The sequence below is a fragment of the Listeria grayi genome (genome assembly GCF_900638015.1).
GTDB classification, from domain to species: domain Bacteria; phylum Bacillota; class Bacilli; order Lactobacillales; family Listeriaceae; genus Listeria; species Listeria grayi.
On sequence record NZ_LR134483.1, the window covers coordinates 951,552 to 976,675 of the forward strand.

Annotated in this window: 25 protein-coding genes, 1 other RNA gene and 1 riboswitch; of the genes, 19 read left to right on the forward strand and 7 right to left on the reverse strand. The window is 43.6% G+C overall.

Annotated elements, in window-relative coordinates:
- Nucleotides 1–12 precede the first annotated feature (12 nt).
- From rnpB to EL241_RS04580, 7 genes are all read left to right on the forward strand, one after another.
- Nucleotides 13–381: RNase P RNA component class B (gene rnpB / locus EL241_RS04550), an RNA gene on the forward strand.
- Nucleotides 382–546: 165 nt separating this feature from the next.
- A complete protein-coding gene (locus tag EL241_RS04555; protein WP_036107044.1) occupies nt 547–1,695 on the forward strand; it encodes a THUMP domain-containing class I SAM-dependent RNA methyltransferase in 1,149 nt (382 codons plus the stop codon).
- Between the two features lie 2 nt (nt 1,696–1,697).
- Nucleotides 1,698–3,212 (forward strand): carboxypeptidase M32, encoded by a 1,515-nt coding sequence (locus EL241_RS04560; RefSeq protein WP_126320382.1) that lies wholly within the window; start codon nt 1,698–1,700, stop codon nt 3,210–3,212.
- Nucleotides 3,213–3,241: 29 nt separating this feature from the next.
- A riboswitch (purine riboswitch) is annotated at nt 3,242–3,343 on the forward strand.
- 81 nt (nt 3,344–3,424) lie between these two features.
- Nucleotides 3,425–4,003 carry a xanthine phosphoribosyltransferase gene (locus EL241_RS04565; protein ID WP_003758468.1) on the forward strand — a complete coding sequence of 193 codons (579 nt, stop codon included), beginning with the start codon at nt 3,425–3,427 and terminating at the stop codon, nt 4,001–4,003.
- Between the two features lie 3 nt (nt 4,004–4,006).
- On the forward strand, nt 4,007–5,311 hold the full coding sequence (locus EL241_RS04570) for a nucleobase:cation symporter-2 family protein (protein WP_126320383.1): 1,305 nt from the start codon (nt 4,007–4,009) through the stop codon (nt 5,309–5,311).
- 121 nt (nt 5,312–5,432) lie between these two features.
- Nucleotides 5,433–5,702 (forward strand): 30S ribosomal protein S14, encoded by a 270-nt coding sequence (rpsN, locus tag EL241_RS04575; protein WP_003758471.1) that lies wholly within the window; start codon nt 5,433–5,435, stop codon nt 5,700–5,702.
- A 68-nt stretch (nt 5,703–5,770) separates the two neighbouring features.
- Nucleotides 5,771–6,643: a 5'-3' exonuclease gene (locus EL241_RS04580; protein ID WP_003758473.1), complete on the forward strand. Its 873-nt coding sequence runs from the start codon at nt 5,771–5,773 to the stop codon at nt 6,641–6,643.
- A 47-nt stretch (nt 6,644–6,690) separates the two neighbouring features.
- On the opposite strand, the gene EL241_RS04585 is transcribed toward EL241_RS04580, so the two are convergent.
- On the reverse strand, nt 6,691–7,296 hold the full coding sequence (locus tag EL241_RS04585) for a TetR/AcrR family transcriptional regulator (RefSeq protein WP_003758476.1): 606 nt from the start codon (nt 7,294–7,296) through the stop codon (nt 6,691–6,693).
- A 159-nt stretch (nt 7,297–7,455) separates the two neighbouring features.
- On the opposite strand from EL241_RS04585, the gene EL241_RS04590 reads away from it, so the two are divergent.
- The 3 genes from EL241_RS04590 (at nt 7,456) to EL241_RS04600 (ending at nt 10,179) form a co-directional block, all read left to right on the forward strand.
- Nucleotides 7,456–8,205: an SDR family oxidoreductase gene (locus EL241_RS04590; protein ID WP_036107038.1), complete on the forward strand. Its 750-nt coding sequence runs from the start codon at nt 7,456–7,458 to the stop codon at nt 8,203–8,205.
- A 71-nt stretch (nt 8,206–8,276) separates the two neighbouring features.
- A complete protein-coding gene (locus EL241_RS04595) occupies nt 8,277–8,741 on the forward strand; it encodes a GNAT family N-acetyltransferase (RefSeq protein WP_077912808.1) in 465 nt (154 codons plus the stop codon).
- Nucleotides 8,742–8,871: 130 nt separating this feature from the next.
- On the forward strand, nt 8,872–10,179 hold the full coding sequence (locus EL241_RS04600; protein ID WP_052009240.1) for a Y-family DNA polymerase: 1,308 nt from the start codon (nt 8,872–8,874) through the stop codon (nt 10,177–10,179).
- Between the two features lie 17 nt (nt 10,180–10,196).
- On the opposite strand, the gene EL241_RS04605 is transcribed toward EL241_RS04600, so the two are convergent.
- Nucleotides 10,197–10,589, reverse strand: coding sequence for a ribonuclease HI family protein (locus EL241_RS04605; RefSeq protein WP_036107035.1), 393 nt, complete (start codon nt 10,587–10,589; stop codon nt 10,197–10,199).
- A gap of 115 nt (nt 10,590–10,704) precedes the next feature.
- Nucleotides 10,705–10,908 carry a cold-shock protein CspD gene (gene cspD, locus EL241_RS04610; protein WP_003758486.1) on the reverse strand — a complete coding sequence of 68 codons (204 nt, stop codon included), beginning with the start codon at nt 10,906–10,908 and terminating at the stop codon, nt 10,705–10,707.
- A 306-nt stretch (nt 10,909–11,214) separates the two neighbouring features.
- On the opposite strand from cspD, the gene mntR reads away from it, so the two are divergent.
- Together mntR and EL241_RS04620 are read left to right on the forward strand one after the other, a co-directional pair.
- Entirely contained in the window at nt 11,215–11,634 is a 420-nt protein-coding gene (gene mntR / locus EL241_RS04615) for a transcriptional regulator MntR (protein WP_040486773.1), read from the forward strand.
- Between the two features lie 90 nt (nt 11,635–11,724).
- Nucleotides 11,725–13,407, forward strand: a complete 1,683-nt coding sequence (locus tag EL241_RS04620; RefSeq protein WP_036107031.1) for a formate--tetrahydrofolate ligase — start codon at nt 11,725–11,727, stop codon at nt 13,405–13,407.
- Nucleotides 13,408–13,450: 43 nt separating this feature from the next.
- On the opposite strand, the gene EL241_RS04625 is transcribed toward EL241_RS04620, so the two are convergent.
- Nucleotides 13,451–14,638, reverse strand: coding sequence for a serine hydrolase domain-containing protein (locus EL241_RS04625; RefSeq protein ID WP_126320384.1), 1,188 nt, complete (start codon nt 14,636–14,638; stop codon nt 13,451–13,453).
- 192 nt (nt 14,639–14,830) lie between these two features.
- On the opposite strand from EL241_RS04625, the gene abc-f reads away from it, so the two are divergent.
- From abc-f to EL241_RS04650, 5 genes are read left to right on the forward strand one after another with little or no spacing between them, the layout of a single operon-like run.
- Entirely contained in the window at nt 14,831–16,729 is a 1,899-nt protein-coding gene (gene abc-f / locus EL241_RS04630) for a ribosomal protection-like ABC-F family protein (protein WP_126320385.1), read from the forward strand.
- Nucleotides 16,726–17,670, forward strand: a complete 945-nt coding sequence (locus tag EL241_RS04635; RefSeq protein WP_036107028.1) for a thymidylate synthase — start codon at nt 16,726–16,728, stop codon at nt 17,668–17,670. The genes abc-f and EL241_RS04635 overlap by 4 nt, the downstream gene beginning before the upstream one ends.
- A gap of 16 nt (nt 17,671–17,686) precedes the next feature.
- Complete coding sequence (locus EL241_RS04640) at nt 17,687–18,178, forward strand: dihydrofolate reductase (RefSeq protein WP_036107025.1); 492 nt, start codon at nt 17,687–17,689, stop codon at nt 18,176–18,178.
- Entirely contained in the window at nt 18,175–19,023 is an 849-nt protein-coding gene (locus EL241_RS04645; RefSeq protein WP_036107022.1) for a methyltransferase domain-containing protein, read from the forward strand. Before EL241_RS04640 ends, EL241_RS04645 begins: the two co-directional genes overlap by 4 nt.
- 20 nt (nt 19,024–19,043) lie before the next feature.
- Nucleotides 19,044–19,994 carry an aromatic acid exporter family protein gene (locus EL241_RS04650; protein WP_036107019.1) on the forward strand — a complete coding sequence of 317 codons (951 nt, stop codon included), beginning with the start codon at nt 19,044–19,046 and terminating at the stop codon, nt 19,992–19,994.
- 43 nt (nt 19,995–20,037) lie between these two features.
- Here EL241_RS04650 and EL241_RS04655 read toward each other — a convergent pair whose 3' ends face one another.
- Together EL241_RS04655 and EL241_RS04660 are read right to left on the reverse strand one after the other, a co-directional pair.
- On the reverse strand, nt 20,038–21,417 hold the full coding sequence (locus EL241_RS04655) for an L-cystine transporter (RefSeq protein ID WP_003758506.1): 1,380 nt from the start codon (nt 21,415–21,417) through the stop codon (nt 20,038–20,040).
- A gap of 236 nt (nt 21,418–21,653) precedes the next feature.
- Nucleotides 21,654–22,235, reverse strand: a complete 582-nt coding sequence (locus tag EL241_RS04660; RefSeq protein ID WP_126320386.1) for a TetR family transcriptional regulator — start codon at nt 22,233–22,235, stop codon at nt 21,654–21,656.
- 144 nt (nt 22,236–22,379) lie between these two features.
- Here EL241_RS04660 and EL241_RS04665 point away from each other — a divergent pair, with 144 nt between their 5' ends.
- On the forward strand, nt 22,380–23,252 hold the full coding sequence (locus EL241_RS04665) for an SDR family oxidoreductase (RefSeq protein ID WP_036107013.1): 873 nt from the start codon (nt 22,380–22,382) through the stop codon (nt 23,250–23,252).
- Nucleotides 23,253–23,327: 75 nt separating this feature from the next.
- Here the strand turns inward: EL241_RS04665 and trhA are convergent, their stop codons facing one another.
- Nucleotides 23,328–23,966 (reverse strand): PAQR family membrane homeostasis protein TrhA, encoded by a 639-nt coding sequence (gene trhA / locus EL241_RS04670; RefSeq protein WP_036107008.1) that lies wholly within the window; start codon nt 23,964–23,966, stop codon nt 23,328–23,330.
- Nucleotides 23,967–24,287: 321 nt separating this feature from the next.
- Between trhA and EL241_RS04675 the strand changes: the two genes are divergently transcribed.
- A complete protein-coding gene (locus tag EL241_RS04675; RefSeq protein WP_126320387.1) occupies nt 24,288–25,121 on the forward strand; it encodes a DegV family protein in 834 nt (277 codons plus the stop codon).
- Nucleotides 25,122–25,124 lie beyond the last annotated feature (3 nt).

Sequence of the window (25,124 nt, forward strand, 5' to 3'; positions counted from 1 at the left end):
AAAAATGAAATAACGTTCGGATAATCGCTGCTTGATCGCAGAGGAAAGTCCATGCTCGCACAGTGCTGAGATGCCTGTAGTGATCGTGCTTGGTGAAACAATAAGCCAAGGCAGAGCCACCAAACTCTGACGGCAGGTAAACCATCTAAGTCGTAAGATATGATGTAGTAGCCTTGAAAGTGCCACAGTGACGAAGTTCTGATAGAAATGTCAGAAGTGGAACGCGGTAAACCCCACGAGCGAGAAACTCAAACTATGGTAGGGGCACTTTTCCCGAGGAAATTGAACAAGGGAAGAGGTGCGAATTAATTCGCGCAGATAGATGATTATCGATTTACTGTTATCCTGTACGCAGTAATGAACAGAACATGGCTTATAGAACGTTATTTTCAGGATGAATTTAAATGAAACAGCGGAACGGCACAAGTCTGTCCCGCTGCAAGATAGAAAAACGGCGGCGTTTCGCCATTTTTCAAAAATTGGAGCTGTTTCAGGAGTGAAACAGCTTTTTTTGATAATGAAAAAAAGATAAGGGAATGAACTGACATGGACAAATTTCAATTAGTCGCTACCGCGGCTTCAGGTTTAGAAGCTATCGTCGGCAAAGAAGTACGCCGCTTGGGTTATGAGGCAAAAGTAGATAATGGTAAGGTATATTTTGAAGGAGATAAGTTGGCGATCGCACGGACGAATTTGTGGCTGCGTGTGGCTGACCGTGTCAAGATCGTGGTGGGTAGATTCAACGCGACGACTTTTGATGAGCTGTTTGAAAAAACAAAGGCATTACCGTGGGAAAATTTTTTACCATTGGATGCTAATTTTCCTGTAGCCGGAAAATCGGTAAAATCAACCTTATATAGTGTGCCCGATTGTCAGGCGATCGTGAAAAAAGCAGTAGTTAATCGCTTGTCCGATAAATATCGCCGTTCTGGTAGACTGATGGAAACAGGCGCACTTTTCAAACTGGAAGTAGGTTTGTTAAAAGATGAAGTTACGATCACATTAGATACGAGCGGAGCAGGCTTACATAAACGTGGCTATCGTACTGCCCAAGGTGCGGCGCCGCTGAAAGAAACCATGGCAGCAGCACTTGTATTATTAACAAACTGGCATCCCGACCGCCCGTTTTATGATCCGGTCTGCGGTTCTGGTACGATTCCGATCGAAGCGGCATTGATCGGTCAAAACATCGCCCCTGGATTCAACCGGACTTTTGCTTCGGAAAAGTGGGATTGGATGCCTGCCTCAATATGGGAAAAAGCACGGAGTGAGGCAGAGGAATTGGCGAATTATGATCAGCCGCTCCATATCGCAGCTTCTGACATCGATCACCGCTTGGTAGAGATCGCGAAGCAAAATGCGATCGAAGCTGGCCTTGGAGATTTGATCCATTTCAAACAGATGCAACTGAAAGATTTCCATACAGAAGACGAATACGGCGTTATGGTAGCCAACCCGCCTTACGGGGAACGGTTGGAAGATGAAGAAGCAGTCCGTGAGCTTTATGAAGAAATGGGACAGATCTTTGCAACGATCCCTACTTGGTCCTTCTATGTCTTGACGTCGCTGGAAACATTTGAAGAAGCGTTCGGCAAGAAAGCGACTAAAAAACGAAAATTATATAACGGATACCTGCGTACGGACCTTTATCAATATTGGGGCCCGCGTCCGAAAAGAATGGAAACGGAGGAATAAGCATGTCAGAAGAAACAGCAGAGTTACAAGCAGAGTTTTTAGCCTACATTCGTAAAATCGAAGCCGTCAGCGAAGCATTGGAATTAGTATTTTGGGATCTGCGAACCAAAGCCCCAGCTAAAGGCATGCAGCAGCGTTCCGAAGTAGTCAGCGTCCTTTCCAGCGAGATTTTTGACATGAAAACGTCTACCGAAATGGCCGCATTTATTGCCGAGTTAGCGCCAGTAAAAGAGCAACTGGATGAAGTTACGCGCAAGACATTAGAAGTTTCTCAAAAAGAATATGAATGGAATAAAAAAATCCCGGCGAAAGAATATGCCGCTTATACCAAATTGGTCGCACAAGGCGAGACTGCATGGGCGGAAGCACGCGAAGCAAAAGATTTTGGCATACTGGAGCCTTATTTGACTGAAATCATCGCGATGAAACGCCGCTTTGTAGAATATTGGGGATATGAAGCAGATAAGTATGATACGCTACTGGATCAATATGAACCAGGAATGACAGTTGCCTTGCTGGATGATGTTTTTGCCAAATTGCGCAAAGGGATCACTGCTTTGCGCGAAAAGATCGCGGCTAGTGATTCGGAACCAAACCGCGATATCTTGAAAGTCAGTATTTCCAAAGAAAAACAAAAAGCATTCAGTATTTCTATTTTAGAAAAAATGGGCTTTGATTTTGAAGCAGGAAGACTAGACGATACGATCCACCCGTTTGCGATCGGAATGAACCCCGGCGATGTCCGAATCACCACCCGCTATGACGAAGCTAATTTCAAAATGGCTGTCTTTGGAATCATCCATGAAGGCGGACATGCAATCTATGAGCAGAACTTTGCACCGAGATTAGTAGGAACAAACTTAGCGAGCGGTGCTTCCATGGGTATCCACGAATCACAATCGCTGTTTTACGAGATCATCGTCGGTTCTAGTTTGGCATTTTGGAAAAGTAATTATCCGGCGCTTCAGCAAGTTGCAGATTCGCACCTGGATAATGTCAGCTTGGAAGATTTTTACCGAGCTGTGAATTTGACGGAAAGTTCGCTGATCCGGATCGAAGCAGATATTCTAACTTATCCGCTACACATCATGATTCGCTATGAGTTGGAAAAAGCATTGATCAATGAAGAACTGGAAGTGAAAGATCTGCCGCAAGTATGGGCTGACAAATATGAAGCCTATTTAGGTATTAGACCGGAAAATGATACAGAAGGCGTTCTGCAAGATATCCACTGGTCGGGAGGCGATTTCGGTTATTTCCCTTCTTACGCACTTGGTTTAATGTATGCAGCGCAAATGTATCATCAGTTGCAGAAAGAGATCCCGAATGTGGAAAAAGTGATCGCAAGTGATGACTATTCGCCAATCAAAAATTGGCTTACTGAGCATGTCCATCAGTACGGCAAGCTCAAAGAACCATTGGAGATTTTACAAGATACAACTGGAGAATCCCTGAACCCGAATTATTTATTAGACCTACTGGAAAAAAGATATCAGTTCGTTTATCAATTAGATTGACCAGCAAGCAGCAAAGCTGTATAATTGGTTTTTATTACGTATCGAACACTTATATAATTGCCATAATAGGGATGGCGCGTTTCTACCCGGTTGCCGTAAATGACTGGACTATAAGTGAGATAGAAGTTGACGGTAGGCGTATATCCTATTGTCTTGGCTTGTTCTCACTAGAGAACAAGCTTTTTTTATTTATTGAGGGAGAGTGACATACTATGCAATTGTTGGAAAACTATATTCGCGAAAAAGGAACGGTTTTAGAAGGAAATGTGTTGAAGGTAGATAGTTTCCTGAATCATCAGATCGATCCGGAACTGATGGATAAAATGGGAGAGGCGTTTGCCGAGCGATTCCGTGAGGCAGGAATCACCAAGATCGTAACGATCGAATCATCCGGCATTGCACCGGCAGTCTTTGCTGGCTTAAAGCTAGGGGTACCAGTTATTTTTGCCCGCAAGAAAAAGTCTGTGACACTAACTGATAATCTTTATACCAGCACCGTGTATTCGTATACCAAAAAAGAAAGCAATGAGATCGCCGTTTCAAAAGCTTTTTTAGAGGCTGATGATCGTTTACTGCTGATCGATGACTTTTTAGCGAACGGGCAAGCGATCATTGGATTGCTTGAGATCGCCGAAATGAGCGGTGCAGAAGTAGTCGGTATTGGAATCGTTATTGAAAAATCTTTTCAGCAGGGGCGCACATTAGTAGAAAAAACGGGTGTGCCGATTTATTCACTTGCTCGGATCGCGTCATTGTCAGATAAGGGAATTGAATTTGTGAGGGAGGATTGAGCCATGTTTGGTAAAGGGAAATTGACGCTTTTAGGTGTGCAACATGTACTGGCGATGTATGCCGGTGCAGTGATCGTTCCACTTTTGATCGGTGGTGCGTTGCATTTTTCACCAGCGCAAATGACTTATTTAGTTTCCATTGATATTTTTATGTGCGGGGTAGCGACCTGCCTGCAATTATTCGTCAATCGCTTCTTTGGGATCGGGTTGCCAGTGATTTTGGGCTGTGCCGTTCAAGCAATCGCGCCAATTATTTTGATCGGGCAGTCGATGAGTATCAGTGCGATCTATGGTGCGATCATTGTGTCAGGATTGTTCGTATTCTTGATCGCACCATTCTTCTCCATGATCGTCCGCTTTTTTCCGCCAGTTGTTACTGGCTCTGTCGTAACCGTGATCGGACTGACACTTATTCCAGTTGCGATCAATAATCTGGCTGGAGGGGAAGGCGCGAAAGATTTCGGTTCGCCGTATAATCTAGCTTTAGGATTTGGGACATTATTATTGATTATTCTTATTTTTAAATTTGGCAAAGGTTTTTTACGAGCGATTGCAGTATTGATCGGGCTGCTTGCCGGGAGTATCGTGGACGCTTTTACAAGAGGAATCTCGCTCAGTGCAGTGAGCGAAGCGACTTGGCTGCATTTGCCGACGCCATTTTACTTTGGGATGCCGTCGTTCCATGCTTCTGCTATCATCACGATGATCTTGATCTCACTTGTGAGCATGGTCGAATCAACAGGCGTTTACTTTGCGCTTTCGGATATTACTGGTCAAAAATTGAAAGCAAATGATCTGACGAAGGGATATCGATCAGAAGGGCTGGCTATCATTCTCGGCGGGATCTTCAATACTTTTCCCTACACTGCGTATTCACAGAATGTCGGATTAGTACAATTATCAGGCGTGAAAACGAAAAAAGTGATGTATATCGCAGCGGGATTTTTACTCGTACTTGGTTTAGTACCAAAAATCGGTGCATTGACGACCACGATCCCGACCGCTGTTCTCGGCGGCGCGATGGTGGCTATGTTTGGAATGGTCGTTGCCCAAGGGATCAAAATGCTGGGTAAAGTCGACTTTGCTTCTCAGGAAAATCTGCTTATCATTGCCTGTTCCGTTGGTGTGGGACTTGGTGTGACAGCTGTTCCGAATTTATTCCACGTTTTGCCGGCTTTTTTACAGCTGTTCACAAGCAACGGAATCGTAGCAGGAAGCATTACCGCTATTCTGCTAAATATTATTTTCAATATCCGGCTTGCACCAAAAGAAAAAACAAAGCTGCAGGAATCTTCTGTAGAACAATAAAGGAGAGACACAGCGTAAAAGGCGCTGTGTTTTTTTGTGCAAATGACTTGTAATGAAGAAGAAAGAGGTGTATGATGTAAAACGTAATCATTACGATTTGAAAAAAAAAAGGAGGATCATTATGGCAAAAAAATCGAAAATCGCCAAACATGAACGTCAAGTGGCTACGGCTCTTAAATATGCAGAAATCCGCAAAGAACTGAAAGCAGCTGGTGATTATGAAGGACTACGCAAACTTCCTCGCGATGCATCGCCGACACGTATCCATAATCGCTGTGCACTAACAGGGCGTCCCCATGGCTACATGCGTAAATTTGACATGTCTCGCATCCGGTTCCGCGAATTGGCTCACAAAGGTCAGATTCCTGGCGTGAAAAAAGCGAGCTGGTAAACCGGTTTTTTCTCTATTGGTATTATGATACAATGGACTACAATAGAGAAGAAACGAGGTAATCATGCATGGTTAGCAAACAAGAAAACTTATTAGTAGTCGATGGGATGGCTTTGTTATTCCGCGCCTTTTATGCGACCGCTGTATCCAAACAATTTATGTTCAACCAAGATGGCATTCCCACAAACGGCGTCCAAGGATTTATGAAACATTTGCTGGCAGCACTTCGGCAAAGTGATCCAACCCACGCACTTATTTGTTGGGATATGGGCTCTAAGACATTTCGCAATGAATTGTACGACGGCTATAAGGCCAACCGCACGGCTCCACCAGAAGAAATGATCCCGCAGTTTGATTTGGCAAAAGAAGTAGCTGCTGGATTCGGCTTTGTGAATGTGGGTGTTCCCGGTTATGAAGCAGATGATTGTATCGGTACGATCACGGCATCGCTAGGGCAAAGCCTTTCTACGACGGTCTTGAGTGGCGATAAAGATCTGCTTCAGCTGCTTTCTCCGTCCAATCAAGTGTGGATCATGCAGAAGGGCTTTGGCAATTATAAGCGTTATGATGAAGCGACTTTTTATGAAGAAATGGGCATCACACCAAAACAATTTATCGACGTCAAGGCGTTGATGGGGGATACCTCCGACGGATATCCAGGTGTACGCGGGATCGGAGAAAAAACAGCGTTGACATTGATCCAAACGTTTGGCTCGATCGAAGGCGTCCTTGCCAACTTGGAACAACTGAAACCAGCTCAGAAACGTAAGATCCAAGAAGATTTGGCAATGCTGGAACTGAGCCGACAGCTTGCCGAGATCCACGTAGCTGTTCCGCTTGAAGTAAATTATGAGCAGTGTAGATTTGATGGTTTCCATTCTTCAGCCCAGGATGTCATTCAGCAATACGGATTGAAAATGTTGGCACGTGAATTTTTATAAGTGGAAAGCACAGTCCCGATTCGGGGCTGTGCTTTTTTTGTTAGTGATCATGTTGTGAAAAGTTCTTGCAGCATTAAATGAAGAGCCGTCTTGGTCCGTGCCTCAAGATCAAATTGACCGCGTGTCAAGATCCAAGTGATCACATTTCCGCGGATAGCAGAATAAAGGATCTCAAAGGCTGCTTCTGCCGTATAATCTGCTTTTAGCAGATGCTTTTCTTCGGCTTCCAGCAATAATTCCTGAAGCGTGGCCAGCATTGTCCATTCTTTGAGTGGCTTTGTTTTGTCCATGGCTTCTGAAAAGAAAGTCATATAGGTGAGTGTCGTCACATCGATTCCTTTTTCCATAACAAAGGGAATCTTCAGCCATAAAAAATACGTTATTTTTTCTGCAACGGATGCTTCTGGATGCTCCTTTAGAAAAGCTGGGAATTTAGTGGTAATAAGCTTTTCATAGTCCGAAAAGAATATCTCTCGAACGATATCTTCTTTCGATTTAAAATGAACATAAAAAGTTCCCGTCGAAACGCCAGCTCGTTTTGTAATGCTGCTGACGGTCGTATTTTCATAACCATTTTCTTGAATAAGTTCGACTGCCGCTTGATAAAGCATCTCAGCAGTCTTCTTTTTTTGCAATTGGCGATTGGTAAGCATGTTCTATCGACACTCCTATACGCTTTAATTTAAGGTACCATTATTATACCCCTTGCAATTAGAAAAGAAAAGGTTTATAATGAATGCGTTCAGTGAATATGTTCATTGTTAATGAGTATTTAGCTGGAGGAGAATGCTAGATAAGAGAGGGGAAAGAATATGAATACCGTACTTATTACAGGTGGAGGTTCCGGCATTGGCTGGAAATTGGCAGAACGTTATTTAAAACAAGGGGATCGCGTCATTATTTGTGGACGAAATGAGCAGAAATTGGCAGATGTTCAAGCGGCGCATCCAGAAGTAATCACAAGAAAATGTGATTTAACGAATGTAGACGAGCGTATTGCCTTAGTAGATTGGATCAGCGCGGATCACCCGGAAACGAATATTCTCGTGAACAACGCAGGCATCCAGCAAAGATTTAATCTTTTAAAAGCAGATGTACGAAATAATTGGGATTATTACTTGCAGGAAATAAAAGCAAACGAAGAAGCTACAATCCACTTAGCGATTTTATTTAGCCAATTATTTGTAGAAAAAGAACAAGCAACGATCGTAAATGTTTCTTCTGGTCTGGCAATCATTCCAATGGTCATCAGCCCGATTTATTCCGCCTCGAAAGCAGCGGTTCATGCTTTTACGATGGCTTTACGTCATCAGCTTTCTGAAACAGCTATCAAAGTCATTGAAATTTTGCCACCAGCAGTCAATACTGATTTAGGTGGTACAGGACTTCATAATACCGGAGAAGATGCCGACGAATTTGCCGACAGTGTTTTCCGCGATATGCAAGCTGGCAAAGAAGAAATCGGCTTTGCACATTCGGCAAAAGTACTGGAAATGTCGCGTAAAGAAATCAATGAAACTGTTGCTGGAATGTATCAGAAAATGAAAGCAGAGATCGAATAAAAGCAGGTATATTACTTTTATAGAAAGCCAATATCCCCTATACTAAAGAAAAAGGCTAATGGGTAGAGAGGGTGGCTGCTTTGGACATTATACAGGCAGATTTCAGCAATCCGAAATTAATCGAGCTACTGGAACTTCATTTACAAGATATGTATGCGACCTCACCAAAGGAAAGCGTCCATGCTTTGGCAATCGAGGAACTGCAAGCGGAGCATATTTCTTTTTGGACGCTGACGGATGGCAATGATATTTTGGGATGCGTTGCACTAAAAGAATTAGCAGCAGATCACGGCGAACTCAAATCGCTGAAAACACATCCGCAGTTTTTAAAACGAGGCGTAGCAAAGCGTCTTGTCGAATTTGCCATACAAAAGGCGCAAGAACGTCATTATCAACGCATCAGTTTGGAAACCGGAACGGAACCGTATTTTATCCCTGCGCAGCATTTATATAAAAAATTAGGCTTTATAGAGACATTGCCTTTTGGATCTTATCAAGAAGATCCGAATAGCTGTTTTATGCAAAAAGACCTCTGAAAATGGAGCGCCAACATAATTTAATTATTTTCAAGTAAGCACAGTAATGTCACATTGCTGTGTTTTTTTTCGGGAAAGGGACCAATTACCTATTGCAAAAACGAACGTGTGTTCTTATAATGAAAGAGAAATGGAATTACGAAAGTTGGTAGGTGCAATGAACCCAGTATTCGATTATCAACATGCACCTAGAAGAGTCATCTTGGCAGTAGATATCAAAAGTTATTTTGCGAGTGTCGAATGTGCGATCCGCGGATTGGATCCATTTAAGACCAATCTAGTGGTCGTGAGCGATCTGCAACAAAAAGGAGGCGTTATTTTAGCAGCTACCCCTGCGATGAAAAAAAACTATGGCATCAATACCACGAATCGGCTTTTTGAAGTCCCGAACGATCCGTCTGTCAAAATTGTTGAGCCACATATGCAGATGTATATTGACATGAATATGAAGATCCAGCAGCTTTTTTACCACTACACGGAGAAGAAGTTTGTTCATGTATACAGTATTGATGAAGCTTTCCTAGATGTCACTGGCAGTGTTCGGCTCTATGGCGGGTTGGCTAATTTAGTGCAAGCGCTGCAGCAAGAAATGTATAAACAGTTTCGCCTTTACTGCACGATCGGGATCGGAGATAATCCACTGCTTGCAAAACTGGCAATGGATAACGAAGCAAAACATCGAGAAAGCGGGATCGCTTATTGGAATTACGAGAATATCCCTGAAAAAATCTGGCAGATCAAGCGTTTGACGGATTTTTGGGGGATCGGGAGAAGAACGGCTTTAAGGTTGGAAAAGCTGGGTATCTATACGATCAAAAGTTTAGCACACGCATCGCTGACCGCCTTAAAGAAAGAATTTGGCATTATCGGCGAGCAGCTTTTTTATCATGCAAATGGTTTAGACTACACGCGGCTTGACCAAGCGATCCAGGCATTGGAAAAAAGCTATGGAGGAAATCAGATTTTGATGCGTGACTATCATCTGCAAGCGGAGGTAGAGGTAGTGATCGCGGAAATGGTGGATAATGTAGCAGAGCGTCTGCGCAACCACTCTGCGGTCGGAGATTTTATTCGGCTTTCGATCGGAAATAGCGCGCACTCGACCATCAAAGGGTTTTCTAGGCAAATGAAGCTGCATACAGCTACGAATTTAACATGGCAATTTCAAGAAGCCTTTCTACGGCTTTTTCGTAAATACTACGAAGGGGATGCAGTGAGGTCGATTGGAATATCGATCGGCGGAGTGACACCCGAAAGCTATCATCAGCTCAATTTATTTGCTAGCCCTGAGATACTGGAAGAAAAGCGGCGGTTGGATTTTACGATCGATCAGATCAGAGGTCGGTACGGCAAGCAGGCGATCATGCGCGCCGTTAGTTATACAGCCTCAGGGAATGGGATTATACGTAACGGCAAGGTTGGCGGACATAAAAAATAACACGCATTCTGACATGTTCATTTGCGCTGAGATTGAATTGCGCGCCTTGCTAATTCATCCGCTTTCCGGTTTTTGGTTACAGAACGCCATTCAATAAAAAATAAAGAGAAATGAGAGATAAGCTGTAAGATCTCTTCCAAATACGGTTTGAAAAGCGGGTTTTTGACAAAGCGCTTTTCAATCGCTTCAATGGCTACTTTAGAGTCTGAGTAAACCCGGACAAAAGCGGTTTCTCCCAACTCGACAGCACGGCGGAGACCAAGTTTGATCGCAATGAATTCAGCTTCGTGGTTTGTCATCGTTCCTAGCGGGATCGCTAATTGTTCGTGCAGTTCGCCCTGGCTAAGTACGATGCCAGCACCGCTCAATCCGGGATTGCCAGCTGAAGCAGCATCGACAAAAATTTCCATCACCAAAAACCTCCTTATATCATCGTCCTTTTATTATAAACAACCTCATAAAAAATGTCTTGAAAGAGGGTATCTTTCAAGACATTTATAAGGACTAGCACGTGACTAGCAAATTTTAAGATAATTTTTCAATGTTAGCTGCTTGTGGTCCGCGATTACCTTCGACAACTTCAAAACTTACAGATTGTCCTTCTTCTAGTGTTTTGTAGCCGTCACCTTGAATTGCAGTGAAGTGAGCAAAGATATCCTCACCATTTTCGGTTTCGATGAAGCCATAGCCTTTTTCGTTGTTGAACCATTTTACTTTCCCATTTTGCATGTTTGAATCCTCCCATTTTATCGGTGACACATCGTAAAGATGAATACTGACTTACAATATATAGCGCTTACATTTCAAGGCAGTCAAATACTCATGGATACAAGTCAGCCTAAATTCATAAAGACTTGCTTTATGATAACTTTACTATAAACAATTGTTCGGATATCGTCAAGAATATTTTTTAGCTTTTGCCGATTTTGGAACAACAAGTGTGACATGAGAACGTGTGAGGACATATATTGCTTCCTTCCTTTGCTTTTCTATAGTACAATGGAAGTGTTAATTCTGAAAGTTGGAGGGAGTAATATGCCAACACCGAGCATGGAAGATTATATCGAAAAAATTTACTCGCTTATAGAAAAGAAGGGTTATGCACGTGTTTCCGACATTGCCGATGAACTTTTCGTACATCCGAGTTCTGTTACAAAAATGGTGCAGAAGCTAGATAAAGATGAGTATCTGGTATATGAAAAATACCGGGGGCTAGTACTGACGCCAAAGGGAAAAAAAGTTGGGAAACGTTTATTAGAGCGGCATACACTGCTGGAACGATTTCTAACGATCATTGGTGTAGAAGAAGAACATATTTATCATGATGTTGAAGGAATCGAGCATCACTTGAGTTGGAATTCTATTGACCGTATTGGTGATGTGGTTCAATATTTTGAGGAAAATGAAGCTGCGCAGCAAAAACTAAAGGAACTGCAAGCGAAACAAGGAGAATAAAGGAGAGACGGATAGGCGGGTGAGATAGCATATCCTCTTTTCATTTGTGTCCAAAAGGAGAAATAAATACATAATTGGAGGGGAAGCGACATGGCGAGCCACGTGAAATCAGATATCGAGATTGCGACAGCAGCAGAAATTTTGCCAATTACCGAAGTTGCAGCGAAAATTGGGTTAGAAGAAGAAAATTTAGAACTGTACGGAAAAAATAAAGCAAAATTGACTTATCAGACACTCCAATCATTAGAACAAAAAGAAGATGGGAAACTGATCTTGGTAACGGCGATCAATCCTACACCAGCAGGGGAAGGGAAATCTACGGTGACAGTCGGCTTAGGCGATGCACTTTCTCAAAAAGAGAAACAGACAGTCATTGCGCTCCGCGAACCTTCTTTAGGACCAACGATGGGGATCAAAGGCGGCGCGACTGGTGGCGGCTTTGCACAAGTGATCCCGATGGAAGACATCAACCTGCATTTTACTGGGGATTTTCATGCCATTACGGCAGCGAACAATGCTTTGTCAGCTTTTATCGATAATCATATGCAGCAGGGCAATGAGATGCAGCTAGATGGCCGTAGAATCGCGTGGAAACGAGTTGTGGATTTGAACGACCGTGCATTGCGGCATGTTGTGGTAGGACTTGGCGGGCCGATTCAAGGGGTGCCACGTGAAGATGGCTTCGATATCACGGTTGCTTCGGAAATCATGGCGATTATTTGTTTAGCCAGTGACCTTGCCGATTTGAAAAAACGGCTGAGCGAGATCGTCGTCGGTTACACGTTTGGACGCGAACCTGTCACAGTAGGCGAACTTGGTTTTGAAGGTGCGCTGACGTTGCTTTTGAAGGATGCGTTGAAGCCTAATCTAGTCCAAACACTAGAACACACGCCCGCTATCGTCCATGGGGGCCCATTTGCTAATATCGCACACGGCTGTAATAGTATCCAAGCCACAAAAGCTGCCTTGAAACTAGGGGATTATGTGGTAACGGAAGCAGGATTCGGTGCGGACCTTGGTGCGGAAAAATTCTTGGATATCAAAGTGCCGGTACTAGGAAAAGCACCAGACTGCGTGGTGATCGTGGCAACGATCCGGGCATTGAAAATGCACGGTGGCGTGGCGAAATCCGATTTAGCAGAAGAAAATGTCGCAGCTTTGAAAGCTGGATTTGCCAATTTGGAAAAACATGCAGAATCGATTCACCATTACCAGCTGCCGTTTGTCATCGCCATCAATAAATTTATTACTGATACAGACGCAGAAGTAGAGGCGCTGCAGGAATTATGTGCCGAAGCGGGTTTCCCGGTCTCCCTTACAGAAGTTTGGGAAAAAGGTGGCAGCGGCGGAGTAGATCTTGCAGAACAGGTCATTCGGGTGATCGACAAAGAGGAAGCAGACTACAAACGACTTTATGACGATGCAGAAACAATGGAAGTGAAATTAGATAAGATCGTGACGAAAGTTTACGGCGCTATTGGGGTCGAGCTTTCGACAAAGGCGCAAAAACAAATTGAAACATTCAAGAAATACGGTTGGGACCGTTATCCGATCTGCATGGCAAAAACGCAGTATTCCTTATCTGATGATGCCGCGAAGCTAGGACGTCCGGAAGATTTTGTTATCCACATTCGCGAATTCATTCCAAAATTAGGAGCAGGTTTTGTCGTAGCACTGACAGGCGATGTGATGACAATGCCGGGACTTCCGAAAAAACCGGCGGCACTGCAAATGGATGTAGATGAAAACGGACATGCGATCGGTTTGTTTTAAATAACGAAAGAGCAGCGGGAAATCATTTCGCTGCTCTTTTTTATTATTGAAATTTACTTGCGTTCAGCAGTTCGTAAACATGATTGTTTACCTGCCCAAAGGAAGCGATGTTGTTTTGGATATTGGAAAATAAAACAACAAACGTTTTGCCAGTATGACTAAAACTATTGGAAACATTCCATCCATTTAGCACACCATGATTATTATAGCTGCCAGGATCGACATAAAACCCAAAGCCATAACCGGAAGAGCTGCCTTTGGTGAACATTTCCTTGTAGCTGTCAGCATTGATCAATTTCTTGGTACTTAAAGCCTTGTCAAATAAATACATATCGTAAGGCCGCATATACATGTTCCCTACGCCGAACAATTGCGAGAGATCAGGAAGGCTTGGGGTCATGTATGTGCCATCCTGCTTTAAATAATAGCCAGTAGAAGCATGTTTGTTTTTGGCAAAGTCTTTGTAAAAACCAGCATCTCTAATACCGGCAGGCTTAAAGACATGTGCTTTTAAATAGCTTTCCAGTGATTGTTTACTTAATTTTTCTACTAAATAGGCTAAGACGGTATAATTGGAATCCAGATAATGCCAAGTACCGGGTTGGCTGAGGATGCCTTGTTTTTCAATATCCTTCACCAGTGCTTTTGGTGTGATCGCATTTTGCCCTTCCGTATGACCGACGATTCCTGATGTGTGAGTCAGAAGATTGCGGATCTTGATATTTTTCCCGTTTGGAAAATCGGGGAAGTAAGTAGCGATCGGATCGTCAATAGTCAATTGATGCTTTTCCTGTAGCTGCATGATACTGGTGGCAATAAATGCTTTTTGAGCGGAACCAATGTAGTAAACTGTTTGATTGGTATTTGCTTTTTTTTGCTCCCGATCAGCATAGCCATAACTTTTATGGAGGATTATTTTCCCGTTTCGAACCACGATGGCGGTACCGCTGAAATGAAGGGAAGACAAATAGTTGTCCAATACCGGCAGTTTACTGATGGTTTTCGTTTGTTTAGCTTTTTGTTGAGGGACTTTAGCTTTCTTTTTTGAAAGGTTTTCGGATTGGATAGGTTCTTTTTTTGACGACGCAGGCTTATCCGTGGCAGTTTGCGACGGCCAAGCCATTTTCACAGCAATGACAGCAATAAGCAATAAAAAAAGAAGAATGAGTAGCTGACGGCGCCTTTTGCGGCGGCGATTCATCTCTGAGCGTGTTTTCTTTGGTGGATACATGGACATACTCCTAGCAGTTAATAAGTTTATATCTCCACAATAGGACAAAAGTCAGCAGATTTCAAGGGGAGAAATAAAAGGAAACAGAAAGATTTTTATAAGGGAAAATTAAATTCTCCTTACTTATCTCCTTTCCTTTTTCCGGTTTTTCTTTTAAAATAAATAAGACTGAAGGAAAGTAGTTGATAAGGAATGAAACAATTAAAAATAGAACATATTACCAAAACCTATGGTGAAAAAACACTTTTTCAAGATATTTCCCTAACCATTACGGAAGGCGAACGAATCGGATTTATTGGTGTCAATGGTACAGGTAAGTCTTCACTGCTGCAAATCATCAGTGGGAAAGACGCACCGGATAAAGGCGAAGTGACCAAACCGAAAGATTACCGGATCGGTTATTTGTCGCAAGATCCTGCACTCCCTGAAGAAGCTACGATCTTAGATGCGATTTTCCAAGGCGAGACCGAGAGCTTGAAAGCGATTCGTATGTATGAAAAAGCTTTGCTCTTGATGGAGAAGCATCCAGAAGACAGCGATGCGCTAGCTGCTTATGAACAGGCGAGCAGAAAAATGGAAGCCAGTTCGGCGTGGGATGTGGAAACAGAAGCGAAGATGATCGTGGAGAAACTAGGGATCAATAATCTAGGGATGCAGATCAAATCGCTATCAGGTGGCCAGCGCAAACGGGTCGGACTCAGTCAAGTGCTGATCGAAACACCTGATCTGCTCATTTTAGACGAGCCTACCAACCATTTAGACTATGCCTCAATCAAATGGCTGACCGATTATTTAAAACGCTTTAAGGGTGCCGTGCTGCTCGTGACGCATGACCGTTATTTCTTAGATCAGGTAACCAATCATATTGTCGAGCTGGATCAAGGCAATCTTTACCGCTACATCGGTAATTATGAGAAGTTTATCGAAGCAAAAGCTGTCCGTGTGGAAAATGAAGCGAAAGAAGTCGACAAAAATAAAAATCTCTATCGGCGGGAATTGGCGTGGATGAGACGCGGACCGCAAGGCAGAGGGACAAAGCAAGAAGCGCGTAAATCGAGATTTCAAGATTTGGAAACAAAAGTAAAAACAAAAACCGATTCCTCCGAGCTGGAATTGGACTTTCAAACAGCGCGTCTTGGGAAAGATGTCTTTGAGATCAAACACCTTTCCAAAGCTTTCGCTGAGCAACCGATCCTTACAGATGTCAATCTGATCGTCCAACCTGGCGAACGTATCGGGATAACCGGCAGTAATGGTACTGGAAAATCGACGCTGCTCAATTTATTGGCCGGCAGATTGACTCCCGATAGCGGGGAACTCGCAACTGGTCAGACGGTCAACATCGGCTACTACACGCAGCAGAATGAAGACCTAGATCCTGATAAACGGATCATTACCTATCTGCAGGAAATCGGCAATCAAGTAGAAACGGCAGGCGGCGAAGTTTTAAGTGTCAGTGCGATGCTGGAAAAATTCCTTTTTCCGCCGCAAATGCATGGCAACAAGATCAGCAGTTTATCAGGTGGGGAAAAACGACGGCTCTTCCTGCTGAAAATTTTGATGGAACGACCAAATGTCTTGCTTCTGGATGAACCGACCAATGACTTGGATACACAAACACTGACTGTGCTCGAAGATTATTTGGAAAGCTATGCGGGAACGGTCATCACGGTCAGCCACGATCGCTATTTTCTAGACAAAGTAGCAGCGCGCCTGCTGATTTTCAAAGGCAGAGGCGAGATAACGACATTTTATGGCGCCTATACGGATTATTTGGATACAGAAGAAGCAACCGAAAAAAAGGCAGCGAAACCAAAGAAAACAATAGTGGAAGAGGCTAAACCTGAGCCAAAACAAAAGACACGATTGTCTTACCAAGAGCAACGCGAGTGGGACACGATCGAAGCAGATATCGAACAGCTAGAACAAGCGATTATCAAGGCTAACCAAGAACTGGAGGCAACAGGTGCAGATTATACCAAAGCATCTGAAATCAGTGCCGGGATCGAATCGATGGAAAGCGAGCTAGAGACGAAAATGGAACGCTGGGAATATTTGTCGATGTATGTAAACGAAGGAGGAAGACGATGAAACAGTATCTAGAACTAGAAAAATATGTACTGGAACACGGCACGCAAAAAGGAGATCGAACAGGAACTGGAACGATCAGTACATTTGGGTATCAAATGCGCTTTGACCTTGCAAAAGGGTTTCCGATCTTAACTACAAAACGAGTAGCTTTCAGACTAGTGGTCAGCGAGTTATTGTGGTTCCTGCACGGGGATACGAATATACGCTATCTTCTGCAGCACAACAACAATATCTGGAATGAATGGGCCTTTGAAAGATATGTCAAAAGCGAAGCATACAAAGGACCTGACATGACGGATTTCGGCTTGCGGGCTGAAAAAGATGCAGCTTTCCGGGAAGCATATAAACAAGAAATGGAAGCATTCAAGCAAGCGATTTTAACCGACGAAGCCTTTGCAGCTACTTACGGGGAGCTGGGAAACATTTATGGAAAACAATGGCGGGAATGGAAAACGTCGAGCGGAGAAACGATTGATCAATTGAAAGAAGTGATCGAAGCTATCAAAAAGACACCTGATTCCAGACGTCTGATCGTTTCTGCATGGAATCCGGAAGATGTACCGACTATGGCGCTTCCTCCTTGCCATACTATGTTTCAGTTCTATGTAGCAGATGGAAAACTATCGTGTCAATTATATCAGCGTAGTGCAGATATTTTCCTAGGTGTGCCTTTTAATATTGCGAGCTACGCACTGCTGACTCACCTGATCGCGCGCGAAACGGGGCTGGAAGTCGGTGAATTTATCCATACGATGGGCGATGCGCATTTATATAATAACCATATCGAACAAGTGAAGGAACAACTGAGCCGCGAGCCGAAAGCATTGCCGACGCTGCGATTAGCCGAAGAACCGGCGAGTATTTTTGATTTTGAAGTAGCGGATATTTCGTTAGAAGGCTACGAACCACACCCGGCGATCAAAGCGCCGATCTCAGTATAAAAGGAGGTCACAGAAAATGATCAATTTGATTTGGGCCCAAGATGCGAATGGCAACATCGGCAAAGACAACCAAATGCCTTGGCGACTGCCAGCTGATCTGGCTTACTTTAAAAAACAAACGACCGGCAAGACGATCGTGATGGGTAGAAAAACATATGACTCGCTTGGAAAAGCACTGCCAAACCGGGAAAATATCGTATTGACGAGAGATCCAGAGCTGACATTGGCAGATGCTTCTGTCGTCCATACAAAGGCAGACATTTTAAAGCGTGCGGAAAAAGAAGCTATTTTTATTATCGGCGGCGCACAGATCTATGCTTTATTTGCGGATGATGCAGATCGCCTCTATGTCACAAAAATCGCAGCCACCTTTGACGCAGATACGGCATTTCCTGTCTTGGACTGGTCGGCCTTTCGATTAGTCCAAGAGATCCCTGGTCACATCGATGAAAAAAATAAGTATCCGCATGCATTTCTTGTTTATGAACGTGAGCAGGAGATCCAATGAATCGATTATCAAAACTGGCAGCCGCAAAACAATTACTCGCAGCACATTTATCGCTATATCAGTGTCCACTCTGTAAAACAAGCTTTCACACGAATGACGCCGGCTCATTCGTATGTGAACAGGGGCATCAATTCGATGTTTCCAAACCGGGCTATCTATATCTGCTGGCGCATGGAAATAAAACGAAATATGATAAAGTGCTGTTTGAAGCACGTCACCGCATTGCGGAAGCGGGTTTTTTTCAGGGGCTGACGCAGCGTTTGACAGAATTGCTTGAAACCCTTCCGCACGGTGTCGTGCTTGATGCTGGAAGCGGGGAAGGCAGTCAGCTGGCCGCGATCAAGCAGCTAATGGGTGAGGAGTATACTTATATCGGTGTGGATATTGCGAAAGAAGGAATCAAACAAGCTGCTCGTGACTTTTCGGATATCTTGTGGGCGGTAGCAGATCTGGCAAATAGTCCGTTTGCTTCCCGCAGTGTAGATGTGATCTTGAATATTTTATCGCCTTCCAATTATGAAGAATTTGCCCGGATCTTAAAGCCCGGCGGCTATTTGTTAAAAGTCGTTCCGGAAACTGATTATCTGCAGGAATTGCGCCAATTTGACCCACGTTTGCAGGAAAGCTATTCTAATCAAGAAGTGCTGGACCGCTTTCGTGCTTCATTTGAATGGATCAGCAGTGAACGGCTGACTTACACGGCTGAACTTCCGCCAGAACGAGTACCTGATCTGCTGACGATGACGCCGCTTGGCTGGCATTTAAAGGCGGAAGATAAGGAAGCTTTACTGACGCAGACTACTTATACGGTGGATTACCGTATTTTAGTCGGCAAAGCAAAATAACAGCTGGAGGAGGCGTGGCGATGCGAATTGGCATGCGAACGATAAAAACAGCAGTGGGTGCCTGTATTGCGATATGGATCGCCAACTGGCTCTCGCTGGATTATGCCGTTTCTGCAGGCGTGATCACGATTTTAAGTATCCAAAACACTAAAAAAAGCTCTTTACAGCTAGCGTATCAGCGATTATTCTCAGCAATCCTTGCCCTAGCGGTTGCAGCGCTTTGTTTTTACGTGATCGGCTTTAATGCGCTTGCGTTCGGCTTTGCATTGCTGATATTTATTCCGCTAGCAGTTCGATTTAAACTGACGGACGGTATTGTGGTCAGTTCTGTCTTGATGACGCATCTTTTAGTAGAGCGTGTGATAACAGTCGGATTGTTTGCCAATGAATTGCTGCTGATGGCAGTCGGTGCGGGAATCGCGATCTTGCTGAATCTATACATGCCGAAAATGGAAAGTCGGATCAAAGCGAGTCAGAAACATATCGAGCAACTGATGCGTTCGATTTTGAGTGGTATGGCGGATCAACTTGCAAATCAAGTGTTGTTCGAGGATAGGGATCAGGAGCTGCCGGGACTGAATCAGGCGTTGCTCGAGGCCAAACAGGCGGCTACAAATCATAGTGAGAACCAGTTTTTCAAGCAGGAACAGTATTATCTACAATACATGGATATGCGGCTGGTTCAATACCAGATCCTGCTGCAGATGAAAGAGCATTTAGTAACACTTTCAGAAGATACATTTTACAGTAAGGAATTAGCGAAGATCACGCAGAAAACAGCGGATTCATTATCCGAAGAAAATCCAGCCGATGAACTAGTGGCGGCAGTCACGGAGCTCGTTCATCAATTTCGGGAGAGCGAATTGCCACAGACACGAAATGAGTTTGAGCATCGGGCAAAACTGTTTCAATATATGAATGACCTGCGATACTTTTTAGAGATCAAGCGCAATTTTATCCAGCGCGTATAAAAAAATCCCCTCGGCTTAGTTAGAGCCAGAGGGGATTTTATTTTTATGCTTCGCTAGCAAGATTTTGATCGGAGCTTTCCTTATCGAGTGAACCGGTAGCTCGACTAGTGACAATACCTGCTACCATGCTGTCGCTGACATTAAGTGCAGTACGTCCCATGTCGATCAGCGGTTCGATCGAAATCAATACTCCGGCAAGTCCGACCGGTAAGTTCAATGTCGAAAGGACGATGATCGCAGCGAATGTTGCACCACCGCCGACACCAGCTACACCAAAGGAGCTGACTGCTACAACGGCGATAACCGTAAAGATAAAACTCCAAGAAGCAGGATTGATACCCGCTGTTGGGGCGATCATGATCGCCAGCATTGCCGGATAGATCGCAGCACAACCATTTTGACCGATGGATAAACCAAAGGAGGCGGCAAAGTTGGCGATCCCAGAAGGAACTCCTAGTTTTTGCTGAGCATCGATATTAAGTGGTAGGGCACCAGCACTTGTACGTGATGTGAAGGCAAATGTAAGTGTCGGAAGCGCAGTCCGAACATAGGTGATCGGGTTGACACCGGATAAACTTACGATCAGCAAGTGAACGATGAACATCGAGATCAGCGCTACATAAGAAGCAATCACGAAGTTTCCGAGTTTCAAGATCGCGTTCAAATCACTAGTTGCTACCGTGCTGGTCATGATCGCAAAGACACCATATGGCGTCAAACGAAGGATCAAGCGGACGATACGCAAGATGATCGCGTAAACGGCATCGACACCAGCAGAGAAGCTTGCTGCCTCTTTTGGCTGTTTGCGTTTGACACCTAAGAAAGCAATACCGATAAAGGCAGCGAAAATAACGACTGCGATCGTGGAAGTTGCTCTAGCTCCAGTGAAATCCAAGAATGGATTGGATGGAAGTAGTTCCAAGATCTTTTGCGGGAAGGAGAGATTGCTGATACTTGCGAACTTATCTTGCAGTTCTTTTGCTCTAGAAATCTCGATTGTGCCTTGTGAGATATGATTAGCATCGAGTTGGAATAAAAGGGCATAACCGATCCCGATCAAAGCAGCTACCGCCGCAGTTACTACCAATGTTCCAATGATCCATAGACCGATTTTAGCAACGTTGGTTTTAAGCTGCAATCTGGTGAATGCCGTAATGATCGAGATGAAGATCAGCGGGATCGAGATCATTTGTAAAAATTTGACATACCCGCTGCCGATAATCCCTAACCAGCTCGTAGTATCTGTTGTTACCTGACTTGCTGAACCATACGTAAACTGGATAATAAAACCAGCGATGATCCCGATCGCTAACGCAAGCAGTACCCGTTTAGAAAAAGAAACATGTTTCTTCTCCAGAAAAATAAAACCGGCAATAATCAGCGCAGCGATCACTAAGTTAACCACTAACAAAAACGTATTCAATTCATTTTTCCCCCTTTAATAAAATAAAATATATAATTCCGATAAGAATTGTAAGTATTACCTTACATGGAATTGGCTTTTTTGTCAATGGATTTAACCCTAAAAAAGACGACACGCTTAGCGAGCCGTCAGACTATCGAAAATCAGCCATATTTGGTTGATGAAAATGCTGAGATTCTAAAGGGGGGAGTGGAAGGCAGATTTTAGCGTTTAAGATACTCAGACAATGGAATAGATCAAAGGAGCTGGATCGTCTTCATAAACTTTTCTTTGGTCTCCTCCATTTTCTCATCAAAAGGAACTTCTGCTTCGGTATTGACCCAGTCGTTAAAAGCAAATTCAAAAATTTTGATCCCTAAATTAGCAACGATCGAAGCTTGAAAAGGATCACTGCCTTCTTCGATCAGTTTTTCCGTGATTTTTGCTTCGATAAAATGAAATTTAGTTTGTTCTCGTTCTCTTAATTCTTGTGTTGAGGAGATCACCTTGGCTCTGTATTTAGAGTGGGCATGCAGATCTTTGAAAAAGACTTTGGTCGCCCGATAAAAAGCTTGATATACTTTCTCGAAATCCGAAACTGTTTTAGGCTGTTGATCTAATTCTGCTAGGATCGAATGAAGAAAAGTGGCCGATTCGCTGAAGAGAACTTCTTTCTTTTCTGAAAAATACCGGAAAAATGTTCTTTCTGTGACGTTTGCTCTTTTGGCGATTTCTTCCGCTGTCGTCAGGGAATAACCTTTTTGCTCAAATAATTCTAAAGCGGCTTGTTCCAGTCTGTCGCGGGTATTTAATTGCGGTTGTTTTTTTTCTTTATCCATATTAAGTGGCTCCTAGTTATTGACGTCAGTGACTGACAGAGTTATAATGGTTTTGTCAGTGACTGACATTCGTGTCAAATTATCTTATTTGCTAGTAATTTTACAGGTACGAGGCAAATATATCAATCGGAAGGACGGATTTAAATGAAAATATTTTTAACAGGAGCAAGTGGTTTTATCGGAAGTGCTGTTCTAAAAGAACTCTTGGAAAAGGAGTATGAGGTGGTTTCGTTAGCACGCTCGGAAGCAGCAAAGGAAAAAATCTTAGCTATTGGCGGAGAGGTAGTGATAGGGGATCTGGAATCGACGGAGATCATTGCTGAGGCAGCCAAGGAGGCAGATGGCGTTATTCATTTAGGATTTATCCACGACTGGGCGAACATGGAAAACTCGAGCCGGATCGATAGAGAAGTGATCCAAACGATCGGCGATGCCTTAGTTGGAACTGAAAAAGCCTTTATCGTGACTTCTGCTATCGGTCAATTTCCGGCTGGTGAGCTCAAAAAAGAGACGGATGCGATCGATAAAAGCAGTTTAAGAGGTCCTAGTGAAACAACTGCCTTAACCTATCAAGATAAAGGTGTGCGTGTAATGATCGTTCGGCCGGCACCAAGTGTACATGAAGACGGACACTCCGCTTTTATCGATGGACTTTTCGACCTTGCAAAGCAAAATGGCAGATCTTATTATGCCGAGGGAGCGTATCACTGGTCCGCTGTCCACTTGGCAGATATCGCAACGCTGTACCGGCTTGCGATTGAAAAAGGCAAAAAAGGGGCAGCTTACCACGGCGTTGCGGAATCAGATATTCCGTTAAAAAGCATTGCTGAGAAAATCGGTGAAAGCCTAGGATTGCCTGTCGAAGCAATTGCTGATGAAGAAGCTCCTGGCAAGTTTACATGGTTGGCCAAGTTCACTTTAAGAAATGTTTGGGGCGACAACGAACTAACGAAAGCTGCTTTAGGATGGGAACCGACCCATCTTGGATTATTAGAAGATCTAGAGCAACGAAAATAAACAAAAAAGCTCCGCCGAAAAATTTCTTCGGCGGAGCTTTTTTGTTACAAGAAACGACTCACTCAGCAAGTCATCTTAAACAAAGAATAGCACACAGAAATACATAAACGCTGTACCCGCGATGACAAACAAATGCCAGATCGCGTGCATATAGGGAACACGCGGAATGCTATAAAAAATGGCTCCTACAGTAAACATGATACCGCCAGTCAGTAGCAAATAAAAACCAGCCGGACTTAAATTCGTGTATAGGGATTTAGCAGCGAAAATCACCAGCCAACCCATCAACAAATAAATAATGGTAGAGAGCGTTTTGAATTTGCCTGTCATAAAGACTTTATAAACGATCCCGGCGATCGCAAGTCCCCAGACAACGCCGAACAACGTCCAACCAAGCGGGCCTTGCAGTGTGATCAAGACAAAGGGTGTGTAAGAGCCGGCAATCAATAAGTAGATCGCTGAATGGTCCAGAATGTTAAAAACCGTTCGTGCCTTACATGGTTTAAAACTGTGTAGCAAGGTGGAACAAATATACAAAATCATGAGAGAGATCCCATAAATCAAAAAACTTGTTAAATAAATCGGATTTTCTTTCTGAGCGCCAAAAACGATCAAGAGAACGAGCGCAGGGATGCTGAGCAAAAAGCCCAAGCCATGCGTGATCGCGTTTGCGAGCTCTTCTTTCCAATTATATTGCAGCGTGCCTGTTTCCATTTTATCACCATCTTTTCTAATTACCTTTATCATACGCTTTATCAGACAACTTGGAAAGGAAAAGCCGAATTACTTAGCAAATCTTTACTTTTACATACGGATATCTAAGTGTATGAATGGCTACCTAGCTTTACTTCCTGTATAATAGAAGAAATAAAACCAACATGGCGAGAACTATACTAAAGCCTTTGCTTGATTCATGCGTCCAAAGTACGCATCGTCTCGAAACTTGGCTTTTCCTGAGGTTTGAATTTTCCGTCAGCATGGAACTACTATTTTTTACAATGTTACGGCTAATTAAAGAAATGGATGTGAAGGCATATGGCAAAAATTAAAATCATTACAGACTCCACAGCAGAAATCACACAAGCGGAAGCAGAGCAATACAATATTGACGTACTTCCACTAACGGTGGAAATAGACGGCACGACGTATGTACCTGGGGAAGATATCGAATCCGAGAGCTTTATGGAAAAAATGGAGCATGCCGAAAAATTGCCTAAATCTTCTCAGCCGGCAATCGGCAAATTTGTGGAACTATACGAAAAGTATGTGCAAGAAGGCTATCAGATCATCTCCATCCACTTGACAGAAAAACTAAGCGGAACTGTGGCGACGGCCAGACAAGCAAGTGAGATCGTAGGCGGTGATATTACCGTGATCGATTCCGATTACATTGCTCGCGGACTTGCTTTTCAAGTCATCGAAGCAGCAAAATTGGCAAAAACTGAAACCGTCTCAGCCATCGAACAACGACTTGCCGAAATCCGCGCGAAAACGAGCCTGTATATCGTCGTGGTCAGTCTTGACAACCTTATCAAAGGCGGACGTGTCGGGAAAATGAAAGGTCTTTTGGGGAACTTGCTACAAATCAAGCTGATCGCAAAGCTTTCCAATGGAGAATTAGCCGAAGAAGCCAAAGTACGCAGCAATAAAAAAATCATTACGTATTTAGTAGACAAAATAAAAGAAGAAAAAGAAAAGATCGTTGCATTGGATATCGTCCATGCAGATGGTTGGCAGCTGGCAGAAAGTTTCAAAACAAGTGCCAAAGAATGGATCAATCACTTGAAATTGCCAATCTCATTTGCAGACCCGGTTATCGCGACACATGCCGGAAAAGGTGCCTTTGCAGTTATGTATTATACCGAGTAAAGT